The following is a 25,062-nucleotide window of genomic DNA, read 5'->3' as shown; positions in this document are numbered from 1 at the left end:
TCTTTCTCCATGAAAGAGTCTGTCTCGGTCGCCAACATTCACTATCACTTCAACGCATTAATGATACGGGATAGAGATGAAGGATTACTCTGGTACCTGCGGTACCAGCATTGACTCTTCAAAGCCTCCCTTACCACTGGACGAACACCTTATCGATGTATCCAGCGCGAAGGGTAACGATTGCGTGTCAGTGGCAACCTGACCCCTTTTTACTTGAGGTGGTAAGTCTCAAGCCAGGAGCAACCGCTTCTTACACACGTCTATCCTGAACGCGCGATGTTGTGGAGTAAGCAACACCTAGCACCTCTATGTAAAAGATGAAGCGAAGAAAGAGAAGAAAAAAATGAACAAAAGGTAATGAAATTAAGGAGTTATTTTGAATATGTTCAATGTGTAGGTGAGAAAAAACCCTTGCGGGGCAACCCGCAAAGGGAAGAGAAACTGCGGGCTGCCCCGCGACCGACGAATTAGAGAAAGGTTTATACCTGAAGACCTCGGCTACCTTTTATTCTTTGCGTTGGTCGCCTATCCCCTCAACGTCGTTCAAGGTATATCAATGTGTTTACTCGTTTACAAGTGTAAATTAATACAGTTATAAATTTTTACAAATGTAACTTTCATATAGATTTAAATCTATGCGGTAATCTTAAAATTCAGCAACTACTTATAGAATTAGGTGCAAGTAAGAAAAGGCATTAAGAAAAATTTGATGACTTCGTTAAAAAGCTTTACGTATAAGGATTTGAGAAGCCAATGCGGCGCAACTTCCTTGCTCGGTAGCGGCTCAGAATGTACAACACCTCCAGCCTGCTGGAGGTGTTCGCTGTTCTAAATCACGCTTGTACCAATAAATCAGTGGTTCCTAAAGAAGTGACCCCTGATAAAGTTGCGAATTGTCCTCCAGAACCTAAACCTGCTGTTGCACCATCGGTATTGTAGAAGAGGTCGCCGTTGGCACGATTGAAGACGATTCGGGCGCTGCTAGTTCCAGCGATTGTACCTCCGTTTGTGGATGCGTTGATGGTAGCAAATTCGCTGGCGCTGAGGGTAGATCCAGCGGCAGTAGTGAGGGCGGTGAAAGTGGTTTTATCCAGAACGATTTTGTCAGTACCACTGAGGAAGTCGGTAATGGTGTCGATGCCGATCGTGCTGCTATTAAAGGCAGCGTTAATGTCGAAGAGGAAGCGATCGCTGCCAGTTCCACCTGTGAGGGTGTCGTTGCCTGCACGACCGTTAAGTGTGTCGTTTGACTCATAACCGACAATCACATCATTTCCAGAGGTTTCGGCAGCTTGCAGAACACGCAGATCGACCTCAGCCCCTGACCAAATTGTGCCATTGGCAAAGACAAAGCTTTCGATCCGATCGGGATTGAAACTGGTTGGTAGTGTGCCAGAGAATTGATCTTTGATTGTTAATTGATCTGTGGTGCCTGCAATTTTAATGACGAGATCTTTACCAAGACGAGACATCTGTAAATCAGTGGGTAAGGTTCCCGATTTGAATGTTAATTGGTCAGCGGAGTTCGACCTGCTATCACCATCATCATTTATGATATCTTGCCCGTATCCGCGACCAAAAACATACGTATCATTCCCAGCAAAACCTTGGAGTAGATCATTTCCTGTACGTGCATCAATTAAATCGGCCCGGGGTGTACCGCTAATGGTGTCATTGCCCATACTGACCTGTCCTTCAATCGCCAGAACATCCACAGCAGCAATATCCAAAACCGTTCCATTTGCGAACTGAAATAACTCAACTGCGTTATAGCCGAAGCTAGAAAAATGATCTCGAATCGTTAGGCGATCGGTAGTAGCAGTAATAGTAAGGATAAGATCCTGTCCACTCTTGCGGAATACAACATCGGTAGGCTGAATATTCGCACCAAACTGAACTTTATCGGGGTAATCTTCGTAAACAGTATCGATACTTTCTTCGATAATATCCTGCCCTGAGCCTCGACCAAAGCGATAGGTATCACTGCCGCCAAGCCCCTTCATTACATCATTCCCAAAACCACCATCCAGGATGTCATCTGTCCAATAGCCTGTGATGGTATCATTACCAGCGGTTTGAGAAGCTTTGATAAGGGATTCCCGCACCTGTGCATCATTCCAGGAAACACCATCGGCAAAGGTGAACGTTTCAATATCATTCCAGCCAGGAAACCAGGCTCCGTGGCTAAATTGTCCTTTAATCGTTACCCGATCTGTACTGCCCTGAAAGCCAATGGTTAAGTCATTACCATTTCTGGATAGCAGTGCTTTGGTTGAAGTTAAGCCAGTGCCGAAAATAATTTTATCATCGTCAGGATTTGAGACATTATCAACAGTTTCTTCGATGATATCTTGCCCAAAGCCAACGGCAAATTGATAAGTATCGCTGCCATCACCACCTTGCAAAATGTCGTTGCCTGCCCCACCATCGATTTGGTCAGCACCACTGGTGCCAGTGATGGTATCATTACCGGAGGTTGTCTGCGATTGGACTGCTTTTACTGTGATTTCTGCCTTGTTAAGCTTTACTCCATCGACAAAGGTAATTGTTTCAATAGCGTTATAGCCAGTCGAATTGAAATGTCCTTTTACAGTTAGCGAATCACTGGAACCTAATATAGAGATTCTTAAATCATTGCCAACTTTCAGAAGTTTAACGTCTGTATTGGCAATGCTTGAGAGAAAAGCGATTGTATCGGGGTAATCTTCGTAAACAGTATCAATACTTTCTTCAATGATATCTTGCCCTGAGCCTCGACCAAAACGATAGGTATCACCGCCGCCAAGCCCCCTCATTACATCATTCCCAAGACCGCCATCAAGTATGTCATCTGTCCAGTAGCCGATGATGGTATCATTACCTGTGGTTTGAGAAGCTTTGATGAGGGATTCTCGCACAGTTGCATCAGTCCAAGAAACACCATCGGCAAAAGTAAACGTTTCAATGTCATTCCAGCCGGGGAACCAAGCGCCGTGGCTAAATTGTCCTTTAATCGTTACCCGATCTGTACTACCCTGAAAGGCAATGGTTAAGTCATTACCATTTCTGGATAGTAGTGCCTTGGTTGAGGTTAACCCTGCACCGAAAACAATTTTATCGTCATCGGGATTTAAGATGTAATCAACAGTTTCTTCAATGATATCTTGCCCGAAGCCAGCGACAAATTGATAAGTATCGCTGCCATCACCACCCCGCAGGATGTCGTTGCCTGCCCCACCATCGAGAGTGTCGGCACCACTAGTGCCAGTAATGGTGTCATTACCGGAGGTTGAGAGAGCCTGTATTGTTCCTGACGCAATCTGTGCAGCCGTCAAGGTTGTACCGTCGTTAAATTTAAAGAATTCAACCTGGGCAAACTTTGTTGCGTTAAATTGTCCCTTGATTGTTAGGGTATCTGAGACACCAGTAATTGAGATTCTCAAATCATTATTTATTTTCAGAAAGGTTACTTCTGACCGCGCAACATTTGCCGCAAACTGAATTGTATCTGGCTGGTCTTCATAAACGGTATCAATACTTTCCTCAATCGTATCCTGTCCCGAACCTTTACCAAAAATGTAGGTATCACCGCCACCAAGTCCACGCAGTGTATCGTTTCCTGCTCCGCCATCTATAATATCGGCAGTAAAGAACCCGGTAATAATATCGTTGTTATTTGTTCGTGCCTGCGCGAGTAAACGTTCTCTAATTTGAGCGTCACTCCAGGTTGTGCCATCGGTAAAGCGGATAGTTTCGATATCAGTCCAGCTTGGAAAATAGGCACCGTGTGCAAATTGACCTTTAATTGTAAGTCGATCTGTCGAGCCAGTAAAAGTGATAATTAAATCGTTACCGCTACGACTTAATCGGGTATTGGCTGCTGTGATACCAGTACCAAATGATATTGTATCAGCATCTTCATATGTTACCAGTCGTACTTCTTCCTCGATTACGTCTTGCCCGAAACCAGCAGCAAAAATGTAGGTATCTGAGCCGTCTTGTCCCCGCAATGTATCGTTTCCAGCCCCACCTGTAATTGTGTCGTTCGACCAAAATCCTTCAATAATGTCGTTGCCACTAGTTTGCTGTTGCTGGATATATCGTATCCGCAGGTCGGCAGTACTCCAATTAACACCATTGGAGAAGGAAAAAGTCTCAATTTCGTAGGGATGATAGTTAATTGTGGTGTAGTCGAATTGACCTTCTATCGTTAAAGTTTCTCCGGTAGGTATAATTGTCAGACGTACATTATTTAAAGCAGTACCTGTGCGGTCAATGCGTAGGTCAGTGGGCAGAATATTGCTGCCAAAGATGATGCGATCGGCATTATAGGAGAGGATATTTGTCCATTCATCACGGATGGTATCATTGCCGTAACCGCGATTATAGATGTAAGTATCGGAACCATTTCCCCCTTTCAGCGTATCGTTACCAGTTCCCCCATCAATGCGATCGTCAAGATGGGTGCCAACGATGAGATCGGCACCTGTAGTTTTGGCTGTGGCAATAATTTCTGCTGCTAAACCTGCCCAGGTTTTTACAGTGCCATCAGACCAGACAAAACGTTCGATCTGCCAGAAGGCAATTGTGCCGAAAGGACCAGTTTCAACGTAGGTATACTGCTCCTGAACTCTGACTTGATCGGTTGTTCCTTTGATGCTAATGATTAGGTCTTGGGTTTCGCCATCGCGGCGGAAGGTAATATCAGAAACGGCAATACCAGCTTTGAATTGGAGTGTATCTGGCGTAGAGTCTAATACATAGTCAGGCGAGTCTTTAATAATATCTTGACCATCTCCGCGACCAAAAAGATAGGTGTCGCCGTCATCTCCACCATCCAGAAAATCATTACCTGCCTTGCCGTCGAGTGTATCTTTGTACCATGCGCCATAAAGGGAATCGTTGCCTGTGCTTCCTGTAGTCACCCTGCGTAGCACGTCTTCCCAGGTGAGAACGGTGCCATTTGCAAACTGAAACTTCTCAACACGATCAAACCAAGCTACACCGAGCAGATTAAATATGTCTAGCTTTACACCTTTGAACTGGCTCTTGATGGTCAGCGTATCGGTAGAACCTGCGATTTGAATTACCAAATCATGGTTCGCCAGATGGGTAAAGGTAATATCCGCAGGAGTAATTGTGTCGCCAAACACTACCGTATCGTCTGATGCCCAGTTGTAGCCGAGTATACTAGTGATAAAAATTTGGGGGTATTTTGATTGATCGTGAATAATATCTTGACCTGAGCCACGATCAAATCGATAGGTATCACCGCCATCAAACCCTACTAGCAGGTCGTTACCTGTACTCGCGGCGAAGTTATCTGGGGTGCCAAAGCCGTAGGTTGCATCATTACCAGTGGTTGTATAAGTTTTGATGATGGCAGTTTGGAGATCGAGCCAGTTCCAAGCTCCACCCTGTGAGAAAAATAATGCTTCGATTCGGTTATCGATTGCAAACTTAGTCTGATAGCCAAGTGGTGTATAAGCAAATTGGTCTTTAATTACAATGCTGTCGCCAGTCCAGGCGAAGCGAATTATGAGATCGTTGCTTGCACCGTCACGGGATAAACGTAGATCGTCGGCTGTAATACCAGTTAATAGGAGCGTATCGGCGGCATTGAGGAGTGGATTGGTCATTACATCCTGGATGATGTCGTTACCATCGCCGCGCGTGTAGTAGTAAATATCACCGTTATCTCCACCTTGTAGGGTATCATTGCCAGTTAAGCCCTCAAGTTCATCGGCGGTGCCAGTGCCCTGAAGCAAATCATTACTACTTGTACCGCGTCCTACAGCGGCGGCGATGTCACCTGCGCCGTAAATTGTGCCATCAGCGAACTGAATATCTTCCACACCTTTGCCTGACACGGTTGGTGCGGCAGTCATAATTGCCAGTGGGGTTGCAAACTGATCTTTGATCGTAATCGTATCGCTGGAATTCTTGACGCTGATAACGAGATCTATCCCCCGACGGGTAAACACCACATCTTGTGGATTGTAAACAGCAAGGCGAATGCGATCGCCATTTTCGCGACTCTCATTGTCAACGATCGTATCGCGACCAAAATTACGTCCATAGACATAAACATCTTGCCCAATGCCCCCAGTAATCGTATCGTCGCCTGCACCACCAACATAAATTTTGAGACCACTGTCATTGCTTCGTCCTAAAGCGTCATTACCAGCGTTGCCCAGCACCACACCAGTTAATCCTAACCCTGCTACCAGTTGTGCCAAGGTGAGCGATGTAGTGATTCCGTCTACTGCCCGCACTAGGCTTGCTACTTCAAAGTCAGCTTTGATGCTATTAGAGTCAGCCCGTAGTAAGACTTTGCTCAACGTGTCGAGCATGGGTCCCCAATTGGTATTCCATGATGTCAAGGCAATTGATGCTGTGGTTGAAAGTTGCTGGATGGCTTTGCGGTAGATGTCGCTTAGTGTTGTCGGGCTGGTTGCTTGGAACAGATCGTTAGATAGATCGTAGGTTAACGGCCCTAAAATCGACTTCAGTGGCCCTTGGGCAGCTAGTTTGATGGTTGCCCGATCGAGAGCATCATTCCAATTGGCAATTAGTTCATCAATGTTCGCAACTGATGGCACCCCATTACCGTCGCGGGGTGTTAGTTGCTCACCTGCATAAATTTCTAAGAAGGCCAATTTCCGCTGATCAAAAGCGGTGGTCATGGCAGTGCTAGGAACAGTATCGACTTTTGCCCAGCGAAATAGAATATCGTCTACTCTGTCTTTGAGAGCAGTCCAGGTGGTTGTGTTTGGGAGTGCGTTGAGGCTGCTCACCAGGTTTAGTAGTGTTGCATCGTTGGTCATGGACACGGGCAGATCGGGCAGAGTGCCGTAGCCTTTAAGTTTGGGTAGTGCGGCAGCAGCAGCGGAAACGGTTTTGTTGCCAAGATACTTCGTATCTAATTGACTAGCATCGAAAGCGACATCGGCGATCGTGCCAGTTGTTCCATTAGCGCGGGTGAACTTAGCGGTGGCACGGATGAGGTTATCTTGGATAGTGGTATTTGTGAGGTTAGTGGCACTCAGGCTGAGTGTGGTGATGCTGTTTTGGGTGAGGGTTGTCAATTCACCTGCGTCGGTGGTGCCATTTTTGTTGAGATCGCGCCATAGCCTGAGGCTGGCAAAGCCTGTATCTGCTGATGTGATCAGGTTATCGTTGTTAGTGTCAAGAGCTTTTAGAGCAGCAAAACCCGTGGTTGTGGCATTACCAAAGAGTTCGCTAATGTCATCGATTTTGCCATTATTGTTCAGGTCTCGGGCGAGGAAAGCATCGTCTCCTTTTACCCAAGCGGTCTTTTCGGCAAATCCATCTTTGTCGAGATCGAAATAGACACCGTTGTCCTGACTGGTTAGTTCAATGCCATCACCATCCAAATCCAGCACTAGTGGATCAGTGCTGCTAAAGGTAACGCCAAACCCAGCAGCTAACGCCAGCTTGATTGTCCGTCGAATCGCTGAAATGCTGACTTGATTGGCAACTACTAGTTGAAATACAGTTACATGACCAGTGGCTGCACCTGTATCGAGATCAAGCGAGTAATTTTCAATAACTGCCTGTCCGCCCCGTCCACGCCCAAATTGCACCAGAAGTTGATTGGTTTCGGTCAGCCCATAGCGGAATGTCCCCATCAGGGGAATGTCAATTAGCGTTGTGAATGCTCCCAGCAATGAAGCATACCCAAAAGGAACGACCGATGATAAGGAACTGAAGGGTGACCAATAAGCCCAACCATCCTCATTCCACCACTGCCGCACTCCGCCATAGAGTGGAATAATACCTCCCCAATACATATAATCATCGGTTCCAGCATCGTGGACGAAAGTATTGTTCATGAGACCAAATGAATCACTGGCCCCATCATTACCTTGGCCTGTGCCGCCCCAAAGATGATTTTCGCCGCCATACGCAAGCAAGAAGTCGCTACCCTCTCCACCATAAAGAAAGGCTCCAGTTCCTTTGTAGGAAAACACCCAATCATCTCCATCTCCACCTCGGAGTTCCATCTTCTCAATCTGGCTTTTATATTGAGAACCGATCCCCACTAGAATATCGTTGCCCGCCCCGCCATCGGCTTTAACAAGATCTGTTGCTACAAGAAGATCGTTATCGCCATCTCCGAAGAGCTTTGCACTACCTGCTCCAAGTAGCCAGTCCCGTCCTACACTCCCTTTCATTTGCGCCTGGTCGAACCCGATCAGGATATCTTCGCCTGCACCAGCAGCAACCAGAGCAGTTCTAAAGCCCACAATAATGTCAGGATTAGCTGTTCCAGAAAAACTTCCCTCATTGCGTAGAACAAGTCCAAACTGCTCATTCCAAACGAGCCTGGAAGGAAGACTTGCGGTGGGATTGACAGGGATTCCATCAGCACCCAGATACCGCTTAAAGTCGAAAGCCAGCGTGTTATCGAATGGGACACCTTCAAAGATTGAGTTTAGTAGAGAGCGTATGCCTGTAAATACCGCTTGGCTTGCTGCGCTGTTTTGACTGAGAGGTGTCGTTCCAGCTAGAAGACCAAGACTTGGACCAAATAGCGAAGTTAAAGCGCCAAGACCTATAAGTGCAAGTGTAGCTTCTTGCTTAAGTTGACTAGCTGACAAGGCCAGTCCGCCCGTCACTTTGTCTGCCAAGCCTAACTTGTCCGAAACGTAAACAATTTTGTTTGAGCTACGCTCACGAATAGCAATGTAATCGGTCGTTTCGATGCGCTCATAGGCACTGCCAGAAAACTTTGATTCTTCATTACCGATTTTTGCACCTAAGAGCAGTTGAGAACCTGCCAAAACTGCGGCGAGCGTTCCAGGCGTTGCTAATACTGTTGGGTCTTGGGCTACAATCTGGATATTGCCAGGGAAGTAATCCCCCATCTTATAATTGTTTTCCCAAACTCCACGATCTGCAAGTTGAATTTGTTCTTTAGTTAAAACACCATCTTGATTAGCACTTAGCTCTTTAGCAATTGCATCGATTAAGCCTTGAACAATATCAGCAGAAAATTTATCAAGACCTTCCGCAGGGTATTTGTCGGGATTACTATTCTTTGCGATCGCATTACCAATCATAGCAGCGCCGCCAAAGAAGCCACTATAGGTTGTAATTTGTGCTTGAATCAGAATCTGACTTACAGCGTCCCTGTCAACATCTTTAATTAGGTTGTAATAGTATAAATAAGCTCCTCCGCGATCGCCTTTTTTTAATAAGGCGTTCATGGCAATGATGTCTGTCTGGGTGATTTGAACTGGCATAAATTATTCTCCTGTGGAAAATTGATCTGGGAAATATCAGATATTCGTTTACCGAGTGGGCGTTACATCCGTGCGTAAAATAGATGAATTGTCACCCAATATCACCTCACCCAGCTTTTCCCCGGAGAGGCATCTATGGCCAAATTTGTTATAAAGACATTGCTATTAAAAATCGATGCTGGTAGCAAAACGGTTTATAACCTTCTAAATCCACCTAACAAAGGAGGAATTTTAGACCAGTTCTCCCCTTTTAAAGCTAGGGTGGATCAACAAGTGTTTATAATCACAGCCGATTTCCTTGCAATCACTCTCTGAATACACCTTATTTTCACTGAATTTTGGTAAAGTTTGTATAAAAAATTCATGAAGAAAACGGATTGTCTATGTAGTTTTTTCGTATTTCCTTTGTTTTGATCCACTCCTGAAGCCGATTGAACTGGAAATCTATCTGTAACTATCCGAACCCACGGCATCAGCAATTGTACGACAGGCTCTTGTCGATAACTTCTGGTTTGTTTAGCGATTGTGTGTGGGTTAGCAGACTAACCCACAGTCTATTCGTTGTGGAGAAACCGATTAATTGGAAGTATTCCAGGCTTCAATAGAGTAACTCCATCAGGGGTTGAGTTTGCACTTTAATCTTCTACTAATGACAACTTGATATCCATGTATGTGAAGTTAAATTTTAAACCAAGTCTTATTGCTCTAATGCGGGGTCGCAAGCACGTAAGGACGTATTGAGAAAAATTACTATTTTTTACATTTTTACAAGAACCCCTCAACAATATTACGTATAAATGATTTTGTTCACTTAAATAGGGATGCCAATACCTCGCAAGAAAGCTGCGAAATAATGGCTGCTACAATCCTTGCCTTACATGAGTTTTAAGTAAGTCATATATGCGATTGCTTCATTCTTGCTTACTTTGACATTGAGCCTTGAGCCTGCGTTCAATGGCGATCGCCTCTATTCTCATGAGGCCCTTGTTACCGTTTTATAATGAAAGGATGCAAAAGCTTACCATCACCCGACCTGACGATTGGCATCTGCATCTGCGCGACGGTGCAGCACTGAAAGCAGTTCTGCCCTATACGGTGCGTCAGTTTGCCCGCGCAATCGTTATGCCGAACTTGAAGCCCCCTATCCGCTCGGTGGCAGATGCGGCAGCCTATCGCGATCGCATCCTCGCCGCCATTCCAGAGGGCCAACAGTTTGAGCCATTGATGACGCTCTACCTTACCGACAACACCAGCCCCGACGACATTTTCCGAGCGAAAGAATCCCAGTTTATCAAAGCGGTCAAGTACTACCCAGCCGGTGCAACGACCAACTCAGACTCCGGTGTGACGGATATTCGTCAGAGCGATCGCGTCTTTGAAGCGATGCAGCAGGTGGACATGCCGTTATTACTGCACGGGGAAGTGACCGATAACGATGTTGATACGTTCGATCGCGAGAAGGTGTTTATCGAGCGACATTTAATAGAACTCAAGCAGCGATTTCCCAACCTGCGGGTGGTGCTTGAGCATATCACCACCTCCGATGCGGTGCAGTATGTCCTGTCTGCCAACACCATCGCGGCAACAATTACGCCACAACATTTGTTGTTTAACCGTAATGCCCTGTTCAAAGGCGGCCTTCGCCCCCATTTTTATTGCCTGCCCATTTTGAAACGGGAGGAGCATCGTCAGGCTTTGTTGCAAGCGGCAACATCGGGAAATCCGAAGTTTTTTCTAGGTACCGATAGCGCTCCCCATACCCGCACCAGCAAAGAAAGTTCCTGTGGCTGCGCGGGATGCTTTTCGGCTCTGCACGCCCTTGAGTTGTATGCCGAAGCATTTGAAAGCGTGAAAGCCCTGGATAAACTGGAGGCGTTCGCTAGCTTTTATGGCCCAGATTTTTATCAACTGCCGCGTAATACTGAGCAAATTACCTTGTCCAAAACGACTTGGCGCGTTCCTGATGAAATTCCATTTATGGAATCTGGGCTTGTACCTTTGGGGGCAGGGCAGGAAATGACATGGCAAATGGTATGACATTGGCATTGTGCATCAGCCGTTGTGGAATCCTGTCGGTTAGCTTAGTCCAACGAGTAATTTGAATTCTGGCTCAACCCCCTCAGGCTTCTCTATCCATTCGATCATCTCCTGTGCGAACATTTTCTTGCCCTTCGGGGGTGCCTTCGCTAAACCGCTGCATCGAAATAAATAACTGTATAAACAGTACAAACAGTAATAACTATTTATACTATTTTTATTGTTTTTTCCCTTTTTTCATTCTAAGTGCTGTGAGCACTTGCTGTGAGCACTTCATGGGGCGAAAGTAGCGAAGTGTGCGTTGACGAAATGCCAGCACCTCGGCCCTTGTGATTTGAATCATAAAATGGCAGTTCTTACCACTTTATCCTTTAAGTCACAGTTACAGTGACAGTAGCTGATTGAGTTTTTAGCTTTGTATATTAACCAAAGCCTTTGATTTGCCCTTGGTACTTAAACATCATTAGCTATCAAAGAAGTTTCTTGATGCCTGACGTTCGGCATCATGTTCATATGAAGCAGCCAATTCTCTTAGAGAAGTCGCAAAACGATGATAGCCTTGAGACTCAACTTCTTCAGCCTGTGAGCGATATTTCTCGGCGAGATCTCGTTCGTCTCGTCCTTCTGGATCTACTAAATGAATGCCACGCGAGTTAAATAGCTCAGTTGTAAATCCGTCTCGCATATCATTAGCATCTTTAGCATTCAGTGCCTCTGCTGCGGCGTGATGCAACCAAAGCCCATCAGGATCAGGGGGGGTATGAATAAGAACATGACCAACCATTGAAAGCGCAATTTCTAAATGTCCTGACTCCGAGCAAGCAGATTTAATTTTATTCAACCAGGCAGTTAGCGCTTCCCCGTTATATGTCCTATCTTTCTGGCTACCAGGTGGAGTTCTCCACTGTTGAAGCAGACGGTAAGCATTTGTTGCCATGTTTTTCTGTTGCTCGGTGAGTTCTTCAGGAGAATCTCCCTCATTCTGTGACCGAAACACAAGGCGAATAACTTCGCAAAAGAAATCAGGATTGTTAGCTAGTTGTTGCTCAAGTAGACTGGGAGATACGCCGTAGTGTTGATCAAGGAGAGGTAGAAAAGCCCACTCAACTTTGAAAAGCTCATCAGGGTTTATCTCTGGATCATTTTGTAATGCCTGTATAATTTCGATAACGGCATGTACATCCATAGTACGAACATTTTCTTGTGAATGAAGTATTGCGTAAAGCACACTGATGGCTTGTTGGGTATTTAGGGGAAGCTTGTCATGCAATATCCTTTCAAGACATTTAATTGCTTCATGCGGTCGCTCGTATTGAACTAAACGATTAATAGCTAGTTCAAGACCTGTTTCAGTTTGGTAGGGATTGGCATTAGTATTTAACCAATACGGAGACTCATCTTCTCCTAGAAGCCTTGCTGCCCACTTCCAAGTATCAGGGGTAAAAGGAAGAAACGATAAGAATTTACCTAATTGAGAGGGAGACCAATGTGATGTATCGATGTCATTGACCCATTGCCAACTGTGTTTGCCAAATTTACCCTCAATAAAACCACTTGCAAACTGAGCAAGAGAATTAATCTCCGACTCTAACATAGTTGGAAGTATTTTTTCTTCAATGTCTTTTTCTGCAATTGCACTAAAAATCGCACCTACATGCGAAGGTAGTCTTGTTACTGATTGAGTAAATGCCAGAACTGCTTCCAGACCACCAGAGACAAAAATTTCTTCAATAGCTTTTTGCCTTTGGTTTCCAAGTTCTCTGCGTTGTTCCTCAAAGTTTCCCTTTTCCTCAAATAGATCAAAGTCGCCTTCATTAAAAAGTCGTTGGTGACGGAAAATTGGATCTTGTGGTTCTAGATTCTGTGAGATCTCTTCGATTTCATCTACTAGTGATTGATTCATAGCCCATTCAGCATCCCGAAATCTTCGGTGCTTTGAAACCAAATCTACAAGTTTATTCCATAAAGGCAGCCGATCTACTTGAGATAACGAAGTAATGGTATCTGAGCGTAAGTAGGACAAAATTTGACTTTGCACTTGAGATGTAAAATCATTGAATCGATCAATAATCTCAGTAAGTTTCGTAATGTCTTGTTCTGTTGCTCTTAACACCATTTCTGAGTAAGCATTAACCTGCTCCCAGTACTCTTGTTGCGTTGCCCGCTCCGACCAATCCTCAGGAATAATTGTTCTCCATGCTGGCTTACGTGAACCTCTAGAAATTTGGTTTGGATTAGGAAGAATAGCTAATAGTACTTTCCAAGCAACATCTGGATTTTCTTGAAGTAGTGTTTTAATAGCAGATTGCCTCTTTGCTACAGAAGCACAAGTTTGAGGAAACCAAGGCAAGAGAATTGTTGTAAGAGAGTTGACTGGACGATTAGCCCAATTTCCGCCAGGATCTTTTGCAGTTAATTCTCCAAGAATTATAAGAACACGGATTAAATATGTAGCATCCCAAGCGAGTGTCTCTAATGCCCAAAGTAGGCCAGTTATATAGTTGCCACCAGTAACTCCCGGTCTTTCTTGTGTAAAGAGAATATCAAAAGGACATGGGTCATTATTTAATGCGCTTTCAACAGCGTTGAGAAACTCTTCAGGTGCAGCCTCAGCTAGTAACGGCAAGAGGTGGTTTAGACTTGCCCAAAGAACCCAGTCTGCATTGGCAAGGATCTCTCGTACTGCACAACGAGCAATTACCTCTGCCTTACCAGAAGAACATGATATTAAAGGTTCTGGATGGCTTCCAAGAAGAGCCAAATTCTCTGCTAAACTGTTTCGTAGCGAAATTGAATGGGTTAGAGTTTTACCATAAATATTTGCTGCATATCGTTCTTCTGGGGGTAATTCAAATTGCGGATCTTGCTCACGTATAACATTGATAGCGATATCTTTAATTTGATTTAAATGCTCATCAAATATTTGCTGTCCAAGCGCGTTCCATCCTTCGTATCGGGCAACAAACTTCCAAATACCATCTCTTTGGATTAGGGGAGTGCCTGGGCGCAGTGCGATATTACGCATCTTTTTAACCCATTCCGCATAAGAACTTCCTGATAGTTTTTCTACTACTGCTTTATCAGCTTCAAAGTGTTCATTCCACGTACCTAGAATCTCTGCAATCACTAATTCTGCTGCATCTGCTCCTTGTGCCCATTCTGGAGTAAGTGAAATATTTTGAAGACATCTAAGCAATGAACTTAGGTTGCCGTTGCTTTTTTGTGCAAAGCTACGAGCTTTCTCCTTGTTGTAGCCTGCTTTTACTAAAAATTCTTCAATTTGATAGCTTTTAGGGTTTGGGATTGGGACACGGTATAGGCTTGGAATGCCACCGGGCATTCCGCCGAAAATTATTGCATGACCTCCCCTTTCAGCTTTCTGGAGGAGTTTTCTCCCTAGGGAATCATTTTCGTTCAAATCAAAATTTGCAACTAAAATATGCCTTTCTTGTAAAGAGGTTATGGCGTTCCACGCTTCGATCCCAGATATAAACAGACAACGACCGATAATATTTAACCTCGCATTATTGTCTATAGTTGCTATATAGGCTGCAACAAAATCTGCTACTTGATCAAGGAAACGAGTATCCAATTTTAACTGAAGCATTTTTCCTGAGAACACCTCATTAAGCTTGGCACATGCAGCCTCACGGTTTGCAAGAAAGATATCTGGAATAAGTGGTGGCTCACCAATACTTCTCAGGTCGGCCCAGTGTTGCTCAGGAGTTTCAATTTGATGTACTGGAAGCCCCATCTTATCTGCAAGCCAGAGTTCAACTGAAAGAAAGTGCTGAAGCCAGTCGATTAGTCCAGTTCCATCAATAATACGAACATCTTGCCAGTCATTCTTCTGACGACGCTTTTCGAGCCATTCAGCTTGCGCGTCTTCTTTCCATGTATGAGGCCAGTCCTTTCTACCAGATAAGGGAGTTACAAAAATAAATGTAGATTTTTGTCTAATTTCACTAGGTATTGTAGATGTTAAATCTTTATAATCACTCGTAGCCTTCGCTCCAGCATTAGTACCAGTGCCAATTTCCCAGAATGAGCTTCCTTCCGGGACAAATGGATTAAAGTCAAAATCTGTATCAAAGATTCCATCAGGGCCATGCTGCCCAATACTATCAGGAAGAGGGAAGCGCCGCTTATTGGGATTTGGAGATGAAGCTGCAACTAGTCGATAGACAAGCTCAACAATTATTCCCTGAGCATCACGAGCGTTGCCCCGTACCCATTCGTCGAGTTGGTTTTCAGTGACTATCCTGTTAAGCATTATTGTAAGTGTTTTATATATCGATTATTAATTTATGACTTGCTTTGAACATGTTGTACTCAGTTAAAGCTTTCGGTAGGGATAAACTTAGTATTACTAATCTAAGTATTTTATCGGTTGTAGTAGATCGTAATTATAAGCGCTCTTTTCTATTTCATCTAAGATTTCCTATATAATCTTAATGCTTGCTTATAAGGGAAAATAGTCAAATTTCATCGATTTCTCGCATCTTACGGGAGAAATGTTCCGACACTATTGAAACTCAGAACTGTGTAAAATTTTATATTCTTTGGCAGATAACCGCTAGAAGCTGTTTATAGCAGCAATACCTTAAGCTACTTGGTACTTTATGAGAGTTCTTCTAGCTTTGAGTTATATAGTAGTAACTATATTAACTATTTGTATAGTTAATATAGTTACTACTGTTTTTTGTTTCTCTTGAGATTTAGCACTGCAAAAACTTCATCAACCAAAGCTTCAATTTCTTTAACCGCAGCCGAAGCTTTTCCTAGATCATGGACAGTTACACCAAAGGCTGCTGATTGGCGATAAATTTGGCGTTGAGCGATTTGTGTTTTCGTAAGAGGAATACCAAATTCAGATAGTACTTCTATGCTTTCGTGAGATAACGTAGTTTTTGCTTGCGCTTGATTCAAAATTAATCGCGCTTGTAATGCGTCGTTGATCGTACTGCAATGTTCAATAACTTGTTTGATACCTACAGCAGCCCACATATCAAGGGGAGAAGGAAGAATAGGAACAAGTGCTAAGTCTGCAACAATCAGTGCACTTTGTGGTACTGGAGAATCGGCAGCTGGAGGGCAGTCAATAATAATAACGTCGTAATCCTCAATAAACTTTTTTACTTCACGATGAACTTTCTCATTCGCAGCACTTAACCCAATAACAGAAGCAGGAAAAGGAGTTGAATCTTCTGCCGACGCAGCCCAGCGTGTCGCGCTTCCTTGTGGGTCAGCATCAACCACCATTACTTTGTAACCGCGCCGAGTAATCGTCCCTGCAAGCTGCATAGTGGTAGTTGTTTTACCCGCCCCACCCTTCTGATTTACTACGGCAATAATTTTTGCTGTCATTTTTCACACCTATATTAACTATACAAATAGTTATAACTGTTTAAATAATATAAATAGTTATAACGGTTATTTCCATTTGTATGATTTAACAGAGAAATACGAGAATGAGCAAACTATTTGTTTGATTATAATAGTATTAACTGTTTTAATAGTTTGTACGGTTATAACTATTAGTATAATGATGGGTACCATTGCATGGTGAAGAGAGACTTGAAATCAGCGCTGAAAACTTCGCTTAAAGAAGAAGACACGGCAGTACAGAGCCGTTTTGAAAAAGCAGAAAGCTTGTTAGGTGAGAAGCCGCATTTAGCCGATACTCCTCAATCAGTTTCAGAACCATCCAAACAAGAGGAGATTGCTGTTAGCCCATCAGAAAAAAAAGTGGTGCGCGACACATTCACTATGCCTGCTGATGATTATGAATTGATTGCGGCTATTCAGGAGCGTTGTTTACAGTCGGCTTTAAACGTTACACGAAGTGAAATTGTCAGGGCAGGGTTGCGAATGCTTCACGATCTGTCAAATGAAGAACTTACAAACGCTTTAAAAGCCGTTGAAAAAATCAAGTCTGGTAGGCCACCCAAAAAGAAACAGTAAAAACTATACAAATGATTTTAACAATTACTACTATTTGTACTGTTAATATAATTTGTATTTTTATGGCAGAAATTACACCTAATTTTTCTACTGAGTTTTATAAAGAATAACGCTTAAATCATGTAAAGGCAGAATCCTATAAAACGGTAAAAACTATACAAATAGTTTTAATGATTACTACTATTTATATGATTAATATAGTTTGTATAGTTTGTATAGTTTTTAATCCTGTCGTAACGTCCATAATTAAACAGTGGAGTTTATCTCTTTTGTTTTGGTCTCCCCACACCCCTCAACGGCACCTTTTCTGCGATCGCCGCGATCGTTTTCTGTGGCGTATATAATAGTACTTTCAACGCCAAGCGCACCACCTCACTCGTAGAAGGCACCACGTACACGTCAGTCTCCTCAAGCTGCTGCTTTAACCGCTCCAGTAAGAGTAAGTCTTCATCATGTAGTGAGACTGTCACTTTCGTTCGCATCGTTCATCCCTTATAAGCCCTTCACGCAGCCTAAAACGCAGGGAAGGGGAGTTTTTCTTTGCTTTAATGCCTGATTATGCCGTTTTTTATCATGTAAAAGGAATTTCAAAAGTTCCCAACACGCCCAAAAGTAGCGAAATAGCCTGATAAGTATTGTTATCGGGTATGTTTTTTATCACTTCCTCGTAATTGTCCGACAATATAGGGGAAAGCACCGCTATACAAGGGCTTTTTTGGATGTTTTAGGCTAATTGTGGCAATTGTTCCACGGTAACGCAGCAATAGGTAATGTGCATACCACAAGGTCGCACTGCGAGAAATATCAGCATTGCAAAGGTAGGTAGTTGAATTTTTTTGATTTTTTATCAGCTACAGGAAAGAGACTCAGGTGATTATTGCAGCAACGCACTTAAAGAATAAACTCATTATGTAGCTTTAGCTAATGCGTGGAACATTAATTAAATAGTGTTTTATTTCCTAAATTTATAACCGACCTGTTGTGTAACTTGCATAATTAAATTGCACCTTGTCTGCAAAGTTATTTTGCACTATTTCCTTGAAGCTCATGTCTTTAATGAACGTATAGGAGGAATAATTCTCCCATTACATTAAAAAGATAGGTGAAAGGTAGGGACACATATTCTCGTTTTAAAGATGCAAAGTAATTATGCAGACAAGGTGCAATTTATCAATGCAGTTTACAATTTGACCAAAGTAAATGGCACGCTTTTAACCACATTATTTTGCACACTTATGTCGTTTTAAGTCCCACAAATAGATCGGTTAAATCATTTCTATTTAGGTGAAGGTAAGGGCACATATTCTGGTTTTGAAGATGCAGAATATGTGCAATTTATCGATACAGTTTATACTTTTAGCCAAATTATTTGGCACGTTTTTTATGTTTTTAAATTGTAAATAGAAGAGGTAAGTAGTTTCTATTCCTCCAAATTCATTAAATTATTTTTGATAGTAACTTTAATACTTTTGTGGATTTTCCTATGAAGTGGTGCCAATAATGTGGACATATTAACGCTATTTATCGTGTATAATTATAATTATAATTATAAGAATTTATTGAAATATTAATCATTATATTAATAATCAAATGTAAAAGTTTCTTGTGTTTATTTAAATATATAAAAATTAATAAATATTTATGATATTTCTATTGCTCCTAGTTCCTTAAACATAATCTTTTGGGAATCAGTAAGACCAATTACACCAGTAATATTCATTCCTTCATAAGGTCTGGGCGCTTTTAAAGTTTTTAGACATTCCCCTGTCTGAAGGTTCCACAAATTGATCGTTTCATCATAGCTGCTGCTGGCAAGGATTTGACTATTGGCATTAAAGGCAACCGACCTTACTAAATTAGTATGCTTTTGCAAAGTGTAGAGACATTTACCACTACAGTTGTTCCATATTTTTACAGTATAGTCTTCACTACCACTGATGATAATTTTTTCATCAGTACTAATGCCAACCGCTACTACTCCTTTTGTATGACCTTGGAAAGTTTTGAGGCATTTACCAGTACTAACATCCCATAATTTTATGGTTTTATCATTACTACCACTAACTAGAGTTTGACTATTTGGACTAAAGGCGACTGACCATACCCTATCTCCGTGACCTTGTAAGGTTTTGAGGCATTCACCAGTACTAACATCCCATAATTTTATGGTTTTGTCTCCACTACCACTAACTAGAGTTTGACTATTTGGACTAAAGGCGACTGACCATACCCTATCTCCATGACCTTGTAAGGTTTTGAGGCATTCACCAGTACTAACATCCCATAATTTTATAGTTTTGTCTCCACTACCACTAGCGAGAATTTTGCCATCAGGACTGAGAGCAACTGCTCGTACCCAAGAGGTATGACCTTGTAAAGTTTTGAGACATTCACCAGTACTAACATCCCATAATTTTACAGTTTGATCATCACTACCGCTAGCAATGATCTGCCCATCTAAACTGAAAACAACTGACCATATTCTATTTTTATGACCTAGCAGAGTTTTAAGACACTTACCAGTGTAAATATTCCAAATTCTTATTATTTTATCTTCACTACCACTTGCAAGAGTTTGCCTATCAACACTAAAGTCAACTGATAGTATCCAATTGCTGTAGCCACACAAAGTATTTATACATTTACCACTATTAATATCCCATATCTTCATTACTCTATCTTCACTGCCGCTAGCAAGAGTTTGTCCATCAGCACTAAAGTCAGCTGACCATAAACCACCAGACCATAAACCTTTACGATTTTCTTGTAAGGTACTGATACATTGGCCAGTACTTAAGTTCCATAGCCTCACTGTTTGATCAAAGCTACTACTAACTAAAGTTTGACCATCGGGAGTAAAAGCAATTGATGTTATCCTTTTGATATGTCCCCGTAAAATGTTAATACATTGGCCAGTGCTTAAATTCCATAGCCTCACGGTTTGATCTTCACTACCACTAGCAAAAAATTGCCCATCAGGACTAAAAGCAACAGTTCGCACCCAAGAGGTGTGTCCTTGTAAGGTATTTAGACATTTACCAGTATTGAAATTCCATATTTTCACGGTGTTGTCTTCACTGCCACTGGCAAGAGTTTGCCCATCAGGGCTGAAAGCTACTGACCATATTCTGTTTGTATGCTCCCGCAAAATGTTGATACATTGACCAGTGACAACATTCCACAGCCTTACAGTATAATCATCACTACCACTGGCGAGAGTTTGCCCATCAGGACTAAAAGCTACTGACCTTATCCTGTGAGTAGACGCTTGTAAAGTATTAAGGCATTGACCTGTGCTAATATCCCATAGTTTCAAGGTCTGGTCTTCACTACCACTGGCAAGAGTTTTCCCATCAGGACTGAAGGCTATTGACCTTACCCAATCACTATGTCCTTTAAAGGTTAAAATTAGTTGACCATCTACAACTTGATAAAGGCGAATTTCATTCTTGGCATCACCTACAGTTAAAAGCTTTCCGCTTGGACTAAATACAATTGAAAAAATGGCTCCCAAGATTTGAGTAAAAATACATTTATCAAACTGAGAATAAGCAAAGTTTACTTCATATAAAATAACATCTTGAAGGTAAGCTTGCCGAACTGCAAGATGTGAAAAATCATAGCCCTTCAAATCAGATTTCATGTGACATAGTAGGTTGAGTATATTGCCTCCTAAATAGCCACTCTGGTATCTAAATTCTACTTTACAAGCTATAATAATCGCTTTTAAATGAGATTCTACGTTTTGTTGGCTACCAAAATAATTAACTAATCGTTCTTGAATGGACTGAAGAATCAATCGTGTCTGTGCTTCTCTAAGATACTCTTTTGATAATGCTTTGAGCAGCGCATGAGTATTAAAAAGTTCAACTTTTCCACTTATAATTTCCTCGCAAATATTCTCTACCAATTGCTCAGTTATATACTCCATAAGCACTGGTTGAAGAGTAAATTCATTTTCGCTTCTCTCGATGAGAGATCGTTGAAGCAATGAATTGATAGTTGATGCAACTTTTTTTTTGGCTGATGGCGAAAGAATATCATCTCTTAGTGATCTAAGAGAAACTGACTCGCGATTAATTGCCAGCCAATATAAAACCTCTTTTTCTAGATTTGACAAACGTTCAAATTGCCACATTAATACTTCTTGAATACGTCCAAAAACTGGTTGACCTTCCTCTAAAAATTCTGAGATATTACCACCAAAAACTTCTTGAATATGCTTGGCCGCTAATTTTAAGGCAAGAGGATTTCCGTTATAAAGTTTAATCAGTTTTTTCCATTGTTCATCTGAACCGGAAAATAACCCAATACTAGTGAAAATTTTACGTCCTTCTATTTCATCTAAACCTTTTAACTGCAACAAACGAACTGGTTCACTTTTACCTTCTAATAGCGCAATCTCTTTCGGCTGTTCTCGACTAGTCAACAAAACACAACTCTGGTGTGGAGTTTCTCCAACCTGTCTTAGTAGTTGACCATATCCTTCATATCCCTTACGATACTCACCTCCATAATCACCTCTTTTGAGTACTGATTCAAAGTTATCAAGTATCAATAGACAACGATATGTTCTTAGATAATGAAGAAGACGTGACAATTGGCGGTCTATGGTATCCGGTAAGGTAATTTCCTCCTGGTTGGAAAAAAACTTAATAAAGTCCAAAAGAATTTCTGCAATCGTTGGAGCATTAATGAGCCTTTGCCAGATTAAGTAGTTGAAATTACTCTGAATGCCTTCCGCTAATTTCAGGGATAAGTCGGTCTTACCAACACCTCCTTGTCCTAGTCTTACAGAAAGCCCTGTTTTACCAATACCGCCTATACCAACAATCGCTACCAAACGACAACGTTCTGTGACAATCCATTCCTTTAGAGTTTCTACTTCCTCAGTACGTCCAAAAAAATTAGATAAGCTTGGTGCCTCCCCCCAATTTATGTTAGAAGCTTTACTTGCAATAATAACTGATTCGTCAGGCAGCAAAGATTTAGATACTTTTTCTATAGTTCTCATAGACTCCTCTTGTTGTTTCGACTTCTCTGGTCGCTTCTGTTCCCATATCAGTTCAAACTGCTTCAAATTTTCAACTCTATCTATTGACCAAAGTGTTAAAGTAAAATGCCAATCTTCAGCACCACGTTGCTTTACACGGTGATCTTCTAAAATTTTTAGAAAGTCTTTCATGTAATGAATTGCTTCTCTAATATCATCCTTACTTAACTTCTTACAACGATCATCGTTTCGGATTAAAGTTTCTAAAACTCTTAGTTTTGTTCGCACAATGAGGCATGGAGGATTACAATTTTCCCACCTGCATTCCATTCCATCTTGTTTTTCCTCAGAAAAATGCAACAAGACTTCTAAAAAATGCTTGACCCTGGTTTTTACGGTAGGCCCATAGGTAACTCGTGGCATAGAAAGTAACTTGAGGGAATGATAAAAAGTTTAGGGTAGCCCCAAACTTAACGACCTACCCCAAAGTTACTATACCGCTAAATTCCAACGCTTTTAGGCAATTTTCTTCTGATCTTGCATTTCCCTACAACCCTTAAGTGAACCTTGTAGTAACAGTGATTCAGGTAAGGTTTACTCATGAATAACAAACCCACTTACATCCAGACTGAGAAAAGCGCTATGCGGCAATTCTTTAGATTGTTGTGTCGTGTCTTGTGGCTTTTTTTGCGAGGAAATCTTTTATTTCAGCAAATCAATTGGCATATTGATTTCAGATGCTAACCTTCTGTACTCATAAAGTTTGCACATTTTTTAAGCAGCCATTTCCTCAATTCAACAAACTCTAAAAAGCTACAAGGAGTACTCAACATGTAAGTCTACCGTTACAAGAGTAATTTTTTATTCACTTTCACTCTTTTTGAATTTATTCAGCCAGTCTTACTTGTAGATCTCTCACTTCAGCATTTAATAACATATTGGAGGTACACTTCCATGACTGCAAACAAAACCAGTTTTTTGTTATGTTTAACCTCTAAGTTTTTTAAATATTTATTTCTAGCCTTTGCAGGACTAGCGATCTCCTACGTTCTTTCTACTTGTTTTGGAGGAGTAACGTTTGCTACTTCAGTAATACCTCATGTGTTAGGTTTCCTTGGACGATGTGTACTGATTCTTTTTTGTCTAGCCGCAACAACTGTAATTATTGAATCTGTACGTTAGGCATAGCCTAATACTGTTCAAGTCTTTTACTGCTTAGGTAATTACTTACTCATATAATTTACTTTCTGGTAGTAATTACCCGAGCACAAAATCAATCTTTCTTTTGAATGTGTATGCATCAGCAAGTCACATGGTATTTGGTATTACTTCCCTTCACTTAGCAGTAAAAAGAGAGCGGCTACAAATGATACGTATCCCTCTATAAAGGTGGACATTTCACACTAGTAAATATACACCTAGGCGGTAAGGAGAATGACAATGCAGTGCTCCTTATCGTGCCACACCTTTTTTTTCTTTATTTTCCCTTTACCTATGAATAAACAAGAACGAGTATTTCACGCCTATGCATACAGTGCCGCAGGCAGTGTAGGAGTCATAGTGCTAGTAGGAATCTTTTATAGCCTATTAAGATTCACCCCCCTGCCGCTTTTTACAGTGCGCCTTACGTACCTTGTATTCGGTATCTTTGCACTTATTGGCTACGTGTATATAGTCTTTCAAGCCGCCGCACATTTTGTGCGTGCACGTGCCATGCGTAGGGTCATCAATTTAAAACTTTATCAGTGGAGAGATAAACCAGAAGCTAATATGTACCGCTCACTTGGTGCTGAATTTCGCTATACATTTACCTACGCAATGGTTGGCCGATTTATTCCATTTTTACTTGTCGCCTACATGAATATTTCGTTTTTAGAAGCGCTATGCTTCGCACGTAAGTAACTCCCTCGATACCAACGTACCATTACCACAAAGGCAGGGTAGGAATGCAACTGTTTAATAATGAAGAAAACACCCGAGTGTGCATGTATTCGCTCCTTGGTGTGATTGTGCTGTCACTCTTTCAATTCGATGCCTTATTCCATGTGATTGCCGAGCGCTGGCTTGTGTCCTTCCTCCTTGTGGGTGCCGCGCTACTTATCAGTGAACTGAGCCATCTCCACCTCATAGGAACTGGACTCGATCAGATACATGACAACATCGAGGACTACCGCGCCATTATGTCGCAACGCGCCATTGAGGAAGAAGAGGAACGTGCACGACAAGAGCAAGCGCAAGAAGAAGCGCGTCTTCACGACCAGCTATCCCCTGAGCAGTATCGGCGACCTAAAAAACCGTACCCCTAAGCGCTACCTTACCAGGTAATTCATTTTTCTCTCTTAAAACGCAGATATCCTTTTTTGCTTGTGTACCTATGAATGAACAAGAGCGTCTTTTTCGAGCTTGCGCCTACGTTGGCGTTGCCCTTATCGGTTCACTGCTGTTGTATTGCCTGTTGATGAGTCCTTTTAAGGAGATCACACGACCATTTTTTCAGATAGAGAAGACGCAACTACTCTTTGGCATTGTGGTGATACTGGGCTACCTCTTCCTCATCACAGAAGCAGCATCAGATTTTGCCGTGGTACGGCAGACAAGAACGATGGTGAATCTAAAACTATATCAGTGGCGAGATAGACCTGAATGTGATGCGAGCGCACCAATCATCTATGACTTTATATGCAGCTTACGCTACATAGCAATTGCACGCTTTATTCCCTTTCTCTTTATATCCTATGCATCGCTGGGGTTTCTTGAAGCATGTGTGGTGAACTACTCCCGTGTCACCTCGTAACAACCTTTTCTTTACCCATTATCGTG

Annotated in this window: 11 protein-coding genes; 6 read left to right on the top strand and 5 right to left on the bottom strand. The window is 42.1% G+C overall.

What is annotated here, in order from left to right; all coding sequences use genetic code 11:
• Positions 1-833: 833 nt before the first annotated feature.
• Positions 834-9,248: a calcium-binding protein gene (locus AACU33_RS06515; protein ID WP_096587646.1), complete on the bottom strand. Its 8,415-nt coding sequence runs from the start codon at positions 9,246-9,248 to the stop codon at positions 834-836.
• A 135-nt stretch (positions 9,249-9,383) separates the two neighbouring features.
• Here AACU33_RS06515 and AACU33_RS06510 point away from each other — a divergent pair, with 135 nt between their 5' ends.
• Together AACU33_RS06510 and pyrC are read left to right on the top strand one after the other, a co-directional pair.
• The gene (locus tag AACU33_RS06510) at positions 9,384-9,563 is read left to right on the top strand and encodes a hypothetical protein (RefSeq protein WP_096587645.1); all 180 of its coding nucleotides are present in this window, start codon (positions 9,384-9,386) and stop codon (positions 9,561-9,563) included.
• A gap of 639 nt (positions 9,564-10,202) precedes the next feature.
• Positions 10,203-11,285, top strand: coding sequence for a dihydroorotase (gene pyrC / locus AACU33_RS06505; RefSeq protein ID WP_339375799.1), 1,083 nt, complete (start codon positions 10,203-10,205; stop codon positions 11,283-11,285).
• 463 nt (positions 11,286-11,748) lie between these two features.
• Here pyrC and AACU33_RS06500 read toward each other — a convergent pair whose 3' ends face one another.
• On the bottom strand, positions 11,749-15,558 hold the full coding sequence (locus AACU33_RS06500; protein ID WP_096587641.1) for a hypothetical protein: 3,810 nt from the start codon (positions 15,556-15,558) through the stop codon (positions 11,749-11,751).
• A 419-nt stretch (positions 15,559-15,977) separates the two neighbouring features.
• Positions 15,978-16,652 (bottom strand): ParA family partition ATPase, encoded by a 675-nt coding sequence (parA, locus tag AACU33_RS06495; RefSeq protein ID WP_096587640.1) that lies wholly within the window; start codon positions 16,650-16,652, stop codon positions 15,978-15,980.
• A gap of 195 nt (positions 16,653-16,847) precedes the next feature.
• Between parA and AACU33_RS06490 the strand changes: the two genes are divergently transcribed.
• Positions 16,848-17,249 (top strand): hypothetical protein, encoded by a 402-nt coding sequence (locus tag AACU33_RS06490; protein ID WP_339375798.1) that lies wholly within the window; start codon positions 16,848-16,850, stop codon positions 17,247-17,249.
• A gap of 260 nt (positions 17,250-17,509) precedes the next feature.
• On the opposite strand, the gene AACU33_RS06485 is transcribed toward AACU33_RS06490, so the two are convergent.
• On the bottom strand, positions 17,510-17,731 hold the full coding sequence (locus AACU33_RS06485; protein WP_096587638.1) for a hypothetical protein: 222 nt from the start codon (positions 17,729-17,731) through the stop codon (positions 17,510-17,512).
• 1,157 nt (positions 17,732-18,888) lie between these two features.
• The gene (locus tag AACU33_RS06480) at positions 18,889-22,665 is read right to left on the bottom strand and encodes a hypothetical protein (protein WP_096587637.1); all 3,777 of its coding nucleotides are present in this window, start codon (positions 22,663-22,665) and stop codon (positions 18,889-18,891) included.
• A 1,071-nt stretch (positions 22,666-23,736) separates the two neighbouring features.
• Between AACU33_RS06480 and AACU33_RS06475 the strand changes: the two genes are divergently transcribed.
• The 3 genes from AACU33_RS06475 to AACU33_RS06465 all read left to right on the top strand — a co-directional run bounded on the left by AACU33_RS06475 (position 23,737) and on the right by AACU33_RS06465 (position 25,036).
• Entirely contained in the window at positions 23,737-24,144 is a 408-nt protein-coding gene (locus tag AACU33_RS06475) for a hypothetical protein (protein WP_339375797.1), read from the top strand.
• Positions 24,145-24,188: 44 nt separating this feature from the next.
• Positions 24,189-24,548 (top strand): hypothetical protein, encoded by a 360-nt coding sequence (locus AACU33_RS06470; RefSeq protein ID WP_096587632.1) that lies wholly within the window; start codon positions 24,189-24,191, stop codon positions 24,546-24,548.
• Positions 24,549-24,616: 68 nt separating this feature from the next.
• Complete coding sequence (locus AACU33_RS06465) at positions 24,617-25,036, top strand: hypothetical protein (protein ID WP_096587631.1); 420 nt, start codon at positions 24,617-24,619, stop codon at positions 25,034-25,036.
• The last annotated feature ends 26 nt before the right edge of the window (positions 25,037-25,062 follow it).

This window comes from Calothrix sp. NIES-2098, from assembly GCF_963875125.1.
In the GTDB taxonomy this organism is placed as follows: domain Bacteria; phylum Cyanobacteriota; class Cyanobacteriia; order Cyanobacteriales; family Nostocaceae; genus Aulosira.
Note: the sequence above shows the minus strand (reverse complement) of the source record. Positions and strands in the feature narration are given on the sequence as shown.